Origin of the sequence: Streptomyces sp. 8N706, assembly GCF_052245415.1 — a bacterium.
Taxonomy (GTDB): Bacteria; Actinomycetota; Actinomycetes; order Streptomycetales; family Streptomycetaceae; genus Streptomyces.
Genome location: NZ_JBQQBW010000087.1, coordinates 19,357 through 28,908 on the forward strand (window position 1 = coordinate 19,357; position 9,552 = coordinate 28,908).

Here is a 9,552-nt window from a genome sequence, read left to right on the forward strand (position 1 = left end):
CCGCCCTACGGCTCTCTTTTACGGATCATCATTCCGGCTCGGCACGACCGGCCGTGAACTTCCGTCAGTCCGGAGTGTCCGCGGTGGCTCGCCGTGACCCGCCGAACACGGTGTGTACCGTCCGTGACCATGAACGACGCAGACCTCTTTCGTGACATCACCGACTTCGCTCACACCACACCCCTGTGGGTTCACACCCTGACCGAATTCGGCACGGAGGCGGGACTGTTCATGCTCGCCACCGTCTCCCTCACGCTCTGGTGGCAGGCGCGGCGGGGCGACGCGCGCGGCGTCGCCCTCGCCGTCCTCGGCCCGCTCTCCGCGACCGTCGCCTATCTGTGCAGCGAAACGGCGAAGAGCGTCGTCGAGGAGGAGCGGCCGTGCCGGGCGGTGGTGGGTGCGGCCCGTTCGCTCATCGGATGCCCGCCGCCCGGCGACTGGTCCTTCCCCAGCAATCACGCCACGATCGCCGCGGCCCTCGCGGTCGGAGCCGTCCTCACCCGCCGCGGGATCTGGCCTCTCGTCATTCCGCCCGCCGTCCTGATGGCCGGGTCCCGGGTCTTCGTGGGCGTGCACTACCCGCATGACGTGGTGGCGGGCTTCGTCCTGGGCGCACTGGTCGCGGCGGCGGTCACACGGCTCCTGGTACGGCCGGCGACGGCGGCGGTCGAGCGCCTGCGCACGGGGCCGCTGCGTCCCCTGGTGTAGCCACGGGTCGGTGACGCGGAGTCCGGCGCCGGTGAGCCCTGGGCCCGTACACCCGCGACGCGTGGCTGCCTCCCGGCATCCGGCGGGCGGAGCATCCACTCCCCCGGCTGCTCCCCCGCCCGTACGACACGCCGCCGGAACAGCGCCGGCCGGAGCCGGCCGCTCCACCCGAACGCCCGGCATACCGCCCGGGCACACACCCGGCCGTCGGCCGCGCCCCGGCGCGGAGCGTCCACGCGACGACCGGACCATGTCAGGATCGGAACTGCCATGACTACGACCACGCCCCGCACCCATGCTTCCGCCGCCTTGCACACCCCGGTCATCGACTGGTTCGAGACGAACGCCCGCGACCTCCCCTGGCGCCGCCCCGAGGCCGGCCCCTGGGGCGTGATGGTCAGCGAGTTCATGCTCCAGCAGACCCCCGTCAGCCGGGTGCTCCCCGTATACGAACAGTGGCTGGCCCGCTGGCCCCGCCCCGCCGACCTCGCGGCCGAGCCGCCGGGCGAGGCGGTCCGCGCCTGGGGCCGGCTGGGCTATCCGCGCCGCGCCCTGCGTCTGCACGCCGCTGCCGCCGCGATAACGGAGCGGCACGGCGGCGACGTCCCGCGCGACCACGCGAAGCTGCTCGCCCTACCGGGCGTGGGCGAGTACACCGCCGCGGCGGTGGCCTCGTTCGCGTACGGGCAGCGGCACGCCGTCCTCGACACCAACGTCCGGCGCGTCTTCGCCCGCGCGGTCGCCGGAGCCCAGTACCCGCCGACCGCCACGACCGCCGCCGAACGCCACCTCGCCCGCGGTCTGCTCCCGGAGGACGAACGGACCGCCGCGGCGTGGGCGGCCGCCACCATGGAGCTCGGGGCGCTCGTCTGCACCGCCCGCACCCCCGACTGCCACCGCTGCCCCATCGCCGACCGGTGCGCCTGGCGGCTCGCGGGGTCGCCCGCGCACGAGGGACCACCACGCCGGGGACAGACGTACGCGGGCACCGACCGACAGGTCCGCGGCAAGCTGCTCGCCGTGCTGCGCGAGGCCGTGGGCCCGGTGCCGCAGTCGGCGCTCGACGCGGTGTGGGACGAACCGGTGCAGCGGGCGCGTGCGCTCGACGGCCTCGTCGCGGACGGCCTGGTGGAGCCGCTCGCCGACGGCGAGTACCGCCTGCCGCACAGCTGACCCGCCTCCGGTTCCCCTCGTCCCATTCCTCCCCTCCGTTACACAACCGACGGGTAGCCGTGCGTATCCCGAGGGCCGGAGCGCACGGCTCCGTTACAGCCGCTCCGTAACTTCGTCTCCGTGCCGGGGAGTCCGGCGAAGCGGGGCAGGAACAGCGGGGAACGGAGGCGGTCGGGGATGGCAAGCAGTGAGGTCGGCGAGGTGCTGGAGTTCGAGGAGTACGTCCGGACCCGGCAGGAGGCACTGCTGCGCAGCGCACGGCGTCTGGTGCCGGACCCGGTCGACGCCCAGGACCTGCTCCAGACCGCTCTCGCCCGCACCTTCGGCCGCTGGGACGGGATAGCCGACAAGTCCCTCGCCGACGCCTACCTCCGGCGTGTCATGATCAACACCCGCACCGAGTGGTGGCGGGCCCGCAAGCTGGACGAGGTCCCCACCGAGCAACTGCCGGACGCCAGCGTGGACGACGGCACCGACCAGCGTGCCGACCGCGCCCTGCTGATCGACGTGCTCAAAGTTCTCGCCCCGAAGCAACGCAGCGTCGTCGTGCTGCGACACTGGGAGCAGATGAGCACGGAGGAGACGGCGGCTGCCCTGGGCATGTCGGCCGGCACCGTGAAGAGCACGCTGCACCGGGCCCTGGCCCGGCTGCGCCAGGAGCTGGAGAGCCGGGAACTGGACGCGAGGGAGCTGGAACGCAACGAGCGGGGGCGCGAACGGTGCGCGGCCTGACCGGCGCTGGTACCACCCATAACGGCACAGCGGCCTGCCTCGTCAGGACCGGTGCGGCGGCCGCGGGCGCGGCCGCCGTCGGCCTGTTGCTGGCAGGCTGCGGCACGGGCGGCGAAGGCGTACGCACGGAGGGACCGGCCCGTGCCGCGTCCGCCACGAAGGTGGTCCCCACCGACCCCGCCGCGTCCTCGGCCGCCCCCACCAAGGTCGACGCCGTCGCGATCCTGAAGAAGGACCCGAGGGTCAGCGACCAGATCCGCAAGGACCTCGAGCCGTGCGCCGGGGAGTACCCGGTCGACGTGTCGTACGGCGACCTCACCGGAAACAGCGTGCCCGACGTCGTTGTCAACGTCCTGACCTGCGGCGACGCAATCGGCATCGGATCGTATGTGTACCGCGAGAACGCGGCGCGCAAGAGGTACGAGAACGTCTTCGTGAACGAGCAGCCGCCGGTCTACGCGGAGATCTCCGAGGGTGAACTCCAGGTCACGCAGCAGGTCTACGCGCCGGGCGACGCGGTGTCCTACCCCTCGGGCGAGGACGTGATCACCTACCGCTGGAGCCGCGGCAGGTTCGCTGAGCACGACCGGACCCACAGCGACTACAGCAAGACGGTGAACGGCGCGGACCCGACCAAGGAACCGGAGGGCTGAGAGCAGTCGATGGCCGAGACCCATGTGCTGTTCGTCGAGGACGACGACGTCATCCGCGAGGCGACCCAGCTGGCGCTGGAGCGGGACGGATTCCATGTCACGGCCGTGCGGGACGGGCTGACGGGGCTGGAGAAGTTCCGCGCCGACCAGCCGGACATCGCGCTGCTGGATGTGATGGTGCCCGGCCTGGACGGGGTGAGCCTGTGCCGGCGGATCCGTGACGAGTCGACCGTTCCCGTGATCATGCTGTCGGCGCGGGCGGACTCGATCGATGTCGTCCTCGGCCTGGAGGCGGGCGCCGACGACTATGTGACCAAGCCCTTCGACGGGGCGGTGCTGGTGGCCCGGATCCGAGCCGTGCTGCGCCGCTTCGGGCACGCGGCCGGGGCGGGGAACTCCGGTGCGAACGACGACGTACCGGGCGCCGACGGCCCGTTGCGCACCTTCGGCGACCTGAAGGTCGACACCGAGGGGATGGAGGTGCTCAAGGCGGGCCGGCCGGTGGGACTGACCCCGACGGAGATGCGGCTGCTGCTGGAGTTCTCGGCGGCGCCGGGCACCGTGCTCTCCCGCGACAGACTGCTGGAGCGCGTCTGGGACTACGGCTGGGGAGGCGACACCCGCGTCGTGGACGTCCATGTGCAGCGGCTGCGAGCCAAGATCGGCCAGGACCGGATCGAGACGGTCCGCGGCTTCGGCTACAAGCTCAAGGGCTGACGTCCCGTGCGAAGGCTCGCTCTGCGGACCGGACTCCGCTGGAAACTGATCATCGCCATCGCCGCGGTGAGCACCCTGGTCGCCATCGTCCTCAGCGTGGTCGTGCACAACGCGGCCCGCGCGTCGATGCTGGACAGCAGCCGCGACATGCAGGACGAGCGCATCAAGTGGGTGCAGAGCGTCTACAAGACCAAGGGGCTGCCGCCGTTCGCGAAGATCGACGACCCGGCGCTGCCGACGTCGCTCCGGGACGTCGTGCTGTCCGGCAAGCGCGCCACCTACCTCAACGACAACCTCGACGGTGCCCCCGAAGTATGGGCGGCGGTCCCGCTGGCCGACGGCAGAGTGCTGTCCATCCACAGCCGCTTCGAGGACCGTTACGCCGTCCTCACCGCTCTCGACCGAGCGCTCGTCATCGGCTCGGCCTCCGTCGTCCTGGGCGGCTGTGCCCTGGGCGTCCTCATCGGCGGACAGCTCTCGCGGCGGCTGCGGAAGGCGGCCACCGCGGCGGGGAAGATCACCGAGGGTGATACGGGTGTCCGGATCCGGGACGCGATCGGCGGGCGGGTGCGGGACGAGACGGACGATCTGGCACGGGCCGTGGACGCGATGGCCGATGCCCTCCAGCAGCGGCTGGAGGCCGAGCGCCGGGTGACCGCGGATATCGCGCACGAGTTGCGTACCCCGGTGACCGGGCTGCTCACGGCTGCGGAGCTGCTGCCTCCGGGCCGCCCCACGGAGCTCGTACGGGACCGGGCACAGGCCATGCGCACCCTGGTCGAGGACGTACTCGAGGTCGCCCGGCTGGAGACGGCGGCCGAGCGGGCAGAGCTCCAGGAGGTGGCGCTGGGGGAGTTCGTCGGCCGCCGGATCAAGGTCCTGGCCCCGGAGGCCACCGTGCGGGTCGTACGGGGTGCCCATGTGCACACCGACCCGCGGCGGCTGGAGCGCATACTGGGCAATCTGCTGGCCAACGCCGCCAAGCACGGCAGGGCACCGATCGAGGTGACGGTCGACGGCCGGGTGCTGAAGGTGCGGGACCACGGGCCCGGCTTCCCGGCGGAACTGCTGGCCGACGGGCCGAGCCGGTTCCGCACCGGCAGCACCGACCGGTCCGGGAACGGCCACGGCCTGGGCCTGACCATCGCCGCCGGTCAGGCGCGCGTGCTCGGCGCACGCCTGACCTTCCGGAACGCGATCCCGCAGGACAGCCCCGACTGGTTCCGGACGGGGGGCGGCGCGACGGAAGCCCGCGCGGCGGCCGGCACCGGGACGGCGGACCACGGGACGGCAGACGGCGGGGCCGCGGACCATGGGACGGCCCACGGCGGGACAGGCGCCGGGACGGCGGAGGGGCGGTCGGCCGACGGCGGAACGGACCACGTGACGGCCGGAGACGGGACGGCGGAGGGGCGGGTGCCGGACGGCGGCGCCGTGGCCGTGCTCTGGCTGCCCGAGTCCGCGCCCACGGAGACCGGCAGCATCCCGGTGATCACTATCCCGGAGTGACCTTCCCGCCCGTCCGTTTCCGCCGCTCCGGACACTGAATCCGCCGGACCGCAGCGGGGGCAGCAGCCCCGTGATCCGCGCCGCCCGTCGTACATGCCGACGGCGGCGGTATTCGCTCCGGGCGGACCGGGTCCGCTCCCTGAGCCGGGTGCCCGGGCGGATCGCCTCCGGACACGGCGCGAGGCCCTGGCAACGGGTCCCGCTGCGGTACCGGGGCCGTGGCCGTGGCCGTGGCCCGAGACCGTACGGCCGAGTCAGACGGACTTCGCGACCGTGGGCCCGTCCGTCGCCGCAGCGCCGTCGCCCTCCCCGCGGTCGGCCGGCTCGGCCGCCCCACGAAGCGGCACTTCCTTGATGAACCACGCGGCGCCGAAGCCGATGAGGCCGATCACCGCGCCCCAGAGGAAGATGTGGTGCGTGCCGTGCGCGACCGCGTGCAGATAGGCGTCCTTGACCGCGGCCGGCAGCCGGGCGATGCTCTGCTGGTCGAGCTGCGCGGAGGCGGAGGTCAGCGCCGCGCCATCGTGGCCGACCCGCGCGGTCATGGTGGCCGACACCTGGTGGGTGAAGATCGCGCCGAAGATCGCGACTCCGAACGAGCCACCGAGCGTACGGAACAGGGTCGCGGACGAGGAGCCCACCCCGATGTCCTTCATCTCGACGCTGTTCTGCGCGACCAGCATGGTGATCTGCATCAGAAAGCCCATACCGGCGCCGAGCACCGCCATGTAGAGACCCGAGGTGAAGCGGCTGGTGCCGGTGTCCATCTGCGACAGCAGAAAGAGCCCGGCGGTCATCAGCGCACTGCCCACGATCGGGAAGACCTTGTACCTGCCGGTCCGGGTGGTGACCCGTCCGGCGATCAGCGAGACGACCGTCATCGCGAGCAGCATCGGGATGAGCAACAGTCCGGAGTTGGTGGCGGACGCCCCCTGCACCGTCTGCTGAAAGAGCGGCAGGAAGATGAGAGCGCCGAACATCACGAATCCGGCCAGAAAACCGATCAGGGTGATCAGCGAGAAGTTGCGGTCGCGGAAGATATGGAGAGGCAGGACCGGCTGAGCCACCCGCCGCTCGACGTACACGAAGGCGAGAAGCGCGGCGGCGCCGAGGACGGCGAGCCCGGCGATCTGGGCCGAGGCCCAGTCGTACTCGTTGCCGCCCCAGGTGGTGATGAGGACGAGCGCGGTGATGCCGACGGTCAGGAGTGCCGCGCCGACGTAGTCGATCCGTCCCTGTGCCTTCTTCTTCGGCAGGTGCAGCACCGCGGTGACCATCACGAGCGCCACCGCGCCGAGCGGCAGATTGATGTAGAAGCTCCAGCGCCAGCCCAGGTGGTCGGTGATCGTGCCGCCGACCAGCGGGCCGCCGATGGTGGCGACGGCCATCAGGCCGGCCATCATGCCCTGGTACTTGCCGCGCTCCCGCGGCGGAATCAGCTCACCGATGATCGCCATCACACCGACCATCAGCCCCCCGGCGCCGAGACCCTGGATCGCCCGGAACCCGATCAGCTGCCCCATCGTCTGGGCCATCCCGGAGAGCACCGACCCGGCGAGGAAGAGCACGATGGACGAAAGGAAGATGCCCTTCCGCCCGTACATGTCGCCGAGCTTCCCCCAGATGGGAGTGGAAGCGGCGGTCGCAAGGGTGTACGCGCTGACCACCCAGGAGAGGTGGCTGAGTCCGCCGAGCTCGCCGACGATCGTGGGCATCGCAGTGCCGACGATCATGTTGTCGAGCATGGCGAGCAGGATCGCGATCATGAGCGCCAGCAGGACGACCCGCACGCTGCGGGGCCGCGGCACCTCCGCCGGCTCCGCGTCGTCGGCTCGGACCTGGGACATGGCTTCCACTCCCCCTGCTCCGCACTTACTTGCCGCCCGGCAAGTTGACTACACTGGGGAGGATGCCCGCTCAACTAGCCGGGCGTCAAGCAAGTTCACGGGCCCCCGGAAGCCGGGCAACCGCAGGAGAAGAGACGATGGGCAGCACACGGCAGGCGCGCCGGGGCGACACCCGGCAGCGTATCCAGGACGTCGCCCTCGAGCTCTTCGCCGAGCAGGGCTACGAAAAGACCTCGCTGCGCGAGATCGCCGAGCACCTCGACGTCACGAAGGCCGCGCTGTACTACCACTTCAGGACCAAGGAAGACATTGTCATCAGCCTGGTCGAGGACCTGGCCAGGCCCATTGACGAGCTGATCGCATGGGCCCGGCGGCAGCCCCGCACCCTGGAGTCCAAACAGGAGCTCGTACGCCGCTACAGCGCGGCCCTCTCCGACGCCGCGCCGCTCGTCCGCTTCATCCAGGAGAACCAGGCGACCGTGCGCGAGCTGAGCATCGGTGAGGCTTTCCGGGAGCGCATGTTCTCGATGTTCGACCTGATCAGGGAGCCGGACGCGGCCCTGACCGACCAGGTCCGATGTGTCAGCGCGCTCTTCACCATCCACGCCGGGATGTTCACGCTGCGCGACATGGAAGGCGACCCCGAGGACAAGCGTGATGCCGTCCTCGAGGTCGCCTTGGAACTGGTGACCTCGGCCCATCGCACAGAGGGCCGGGGCCAGTAGGCCCTGTCCGGGCCGCCTGCGGGCCTCAGGCGCGCCGTCAGGCCTTGACGCCGTGGTCCCGCAGGAACTTCACGGGGTCGACCGCGAAGCCGTAGACCGGGGCGGTACGGGTCTCGAAGTGCAGGTGCGGGCCGGTCGAGTTACCCGTGCTGCCGGACTTGCCGATCTCCTGACCGGTCTTCACGGTCTGGCCCTGGCTCACACCGAGCTGCGAGAGGTGACCGTACTGGGTGTACGTACGGTCGCCGTGCTTGATCACGATGTTGTTGCCGTACGAGCCGCCCCAGCCCGCCTCGACGACGGTGCCGCTGTGGGCCGCCTTGACCGAGGTCCCGGTCGGCACGACGAAGTCCTGGCCGGAGTGCTTGTTGGCCCAGTGGCTGCCGCCGAGGCCGAACGTCGAGCCCTTGGCGTAGTGCTCCACCGGCTTGACCCACGTGGCCGGGTTCGCCAGCTTGGCGGCGCGCTTCTTACGGTCCGCGACGGCCTTGGCAGCCGCCCGCTTCTGCGCGTCGGCCTTGGCAGCCGCCCGCTTCTCGGCCTCGGCCTTGGCGGCGGCCTGGGCGGCGGCGGCCTTGTGCTGACCGTCGGCCTGGGCCTGCACGGCCTGAGAGAGGGAACCGGCCGTCTTCACCGCGAAGACGTCGTCCTGGGCGGCGGGAGCGTCCGCCGCGGCGAGCGCCACCCCGGAGCCCAGCGCGACCGAGATCCCCATGCCGCCCGCCAGAACGGCGGCACGACGGCGAAGGACGGACGTGCTCGGGTTGCTGGTCTGGGCGTGCTTCGGCATGCGGGCTTTCCTCCAAGAAGTGAATGAATCCCGGCTGCGTTCCGGGAATCGCTCATCCTTGGTAACCCGCCTTTTCCAGGGCGACAAGAAGCCTTTCTACTATGTACTCGCGTAGAGAGCTCCAGAAAATACAGGACTCCGGCCCCACTGACCTCAGCAGCAGGCCAGGCCCTTCGACCCCTTGCCGAGAGCGCCCCCACCAGGCGCTTTTGCTCGGCCCAGCACACCCCCTGCGACACCGACCGCGCGATATCGCGTTTCCGGCCGCCTGATTTCCCCGGGGGCACCCGTCATAGGACGTAAGTCCCGACGGACGCTGCAGCCTTTCTCCTAAATCCTGTAGTAAGTGAGCCAGCACACGTGCGGCACATCACTTGCGTATAAGATCCAAAGGCTTCTCGACGGGTCTTTAGCGTGTCCGTTTCAGGACCAAGGGCCCCGCACCCCTGCACCCCCGGGAGCCGCGGCCTACGCTGTCCGTCCAGCCGTCAGTGCACGCGATGAAGCCACCAGGGGCAGGACGGATCCGACGTCCAGGCGGCGCGCCCCGGGCACCGCCCGCCCTCAGCACGAAAGGGGCCGGCCCAGGACCGTCTGTCCGGTTCCGGGCCGGCCCCTTCGTTCACCAACCGCTCGGATACGGCGGTCAGGCAATGCCACTCACACATCCTTGCTCAGGTTCGGGCACAAGCCACCCA

Annotated in this window: 9 protein-coding genes; 7 read left to right on the forward strand and 2 right to left on the reverse strand. The window is 71.0% G+C overall.

Annotated features, from left to right (window positions below):
* Nucleotides 1-129: 129 nt before the first annotated feature.
* The 6 genes from ACTWQE_RS25735 (at nt 130) to cseC (ending at nt 5,492) form a co-directional block, all read left to right on the forward strand.
* On the forward strand, nt 130-708 hold the full coding sequence (locus tag ACTWQE_RS25735; RefSeq protein ID WP_443331425.1) for a phosphatase PAP2 family protein: 579 nt from the start codon (nt 130-132) through the stop codon (nt 706-708).
* Between the two features lie 270 nt (nt 709-978).
* Nucleotides 979-1,881: an A/G-specific adenine glycosylase gene (locus ACTWQE_RS25740; protein WP_443331426.1), complete on the forward strand. Its 903-nt coding sequence runs from the start codon at nt 979-981 to the stop codon at nt 1,879-1,881.
* Between the two features lie 177 nt (nt 1,882-2,058).
* Nucleotides 2,059-2,613: a SigE family RNA polymerase sigma factor gene (locus ACTWQE_RS25745; RefSeq protein WP_443331427.1), complete on the forward strand. Its 555-nt coding sequence runs from the start codon at nt 2,059-2,061 to the stop codon at nt 2,611-2,613.
* Nucleotides 2,601-3,266, forward strand: a complete 666-nt coding sequence (locus ACTWQE_RS25750; RefSeq protein ID WP_443331428.1) for a hypothetical protein — start codon at nt 2,601-2,603, stop codon at nt 3,264-3,266. Before ACTWQE_RS25745 ends, ACTWQE_RS25750 begins: the two co-directional genes overlap by 13 nt.
* Nucleotides 3,267-3,275: 9 nt before the next feature.
* Nucleotides 3,276-3,983: a two-component system response regulator CseB gene (cseB, locus tag ACTWQE_RS25755; protein WP_443331429.1), complete on the forward strand. Its 708-nt coding sequence runs from the start codon at nt 3,276-3,278 to the stop codon at nt 3,981-3,983.
* A 6-nt stretch (nt 3,984-3,989) separates the two neighbouring features.
* On the forward strand, nt 3,990-5,492 hold the full coding sequence (gene cseC / locus ACTWQE_RS25760; protein ID WP_443331430.1) for a two-component system sensor histidine kinase CseC: 1,503 nt from the start codon (nt 3,990-3,992) through the stop codon (nt 5,490-5,492).
* A 254-nt stretch (nt 5,493-5,746) separates the two neighbouring features.
* On the opposite strand, the gene ACTWQE_RS25765 is transcribed toward cseC, so the two are convergent.
* On the reverse strand, nt 5,747-7,339 hold the full coding sequence (locus ACTWQE_RS25765) for an MDR family MFS transporter (protein ID WP_443331431.1): 1,593 nt from the start codon (nt 7,337-7,339) through the stop codon (nt 5,747-5,749).
* A 137-nt stretch (nt 7,340-7,476) separates the two neighbouring features.
* On the opposite strand from ACTWQE_RS25765, the gene ACTWQE_RS25770 reads away from it, so the two are divergent.
* Entirely contained in the window at nt 7,477-8,064 is a 588-nt protein-coding gene (locus tag ACTWQE_RS25770; protein ID WP_443331432.1) for a TetR/AcrR family transcriptional regulator, read from the forward strand.
* Between the two features lie 37 nt (nt 8,065-8,101).
* Here the strand turns inward: ACTWQE_RS25770 and ACTWQE_RS25775 are convergent, their stop codons facing one another.
* Complete coding sequence (locus ACTWQE_RS25775; protein WP_443331433.1) at nt 8,102-8,854, reverse strand: M23 family metallopeptidase; 753 nt, start codon at nt 8,852-8,854, stop codon at nt 8,102-8,104.
* Nucleotides 8,855-9,552: the final 698 nt, after the last annotated feature.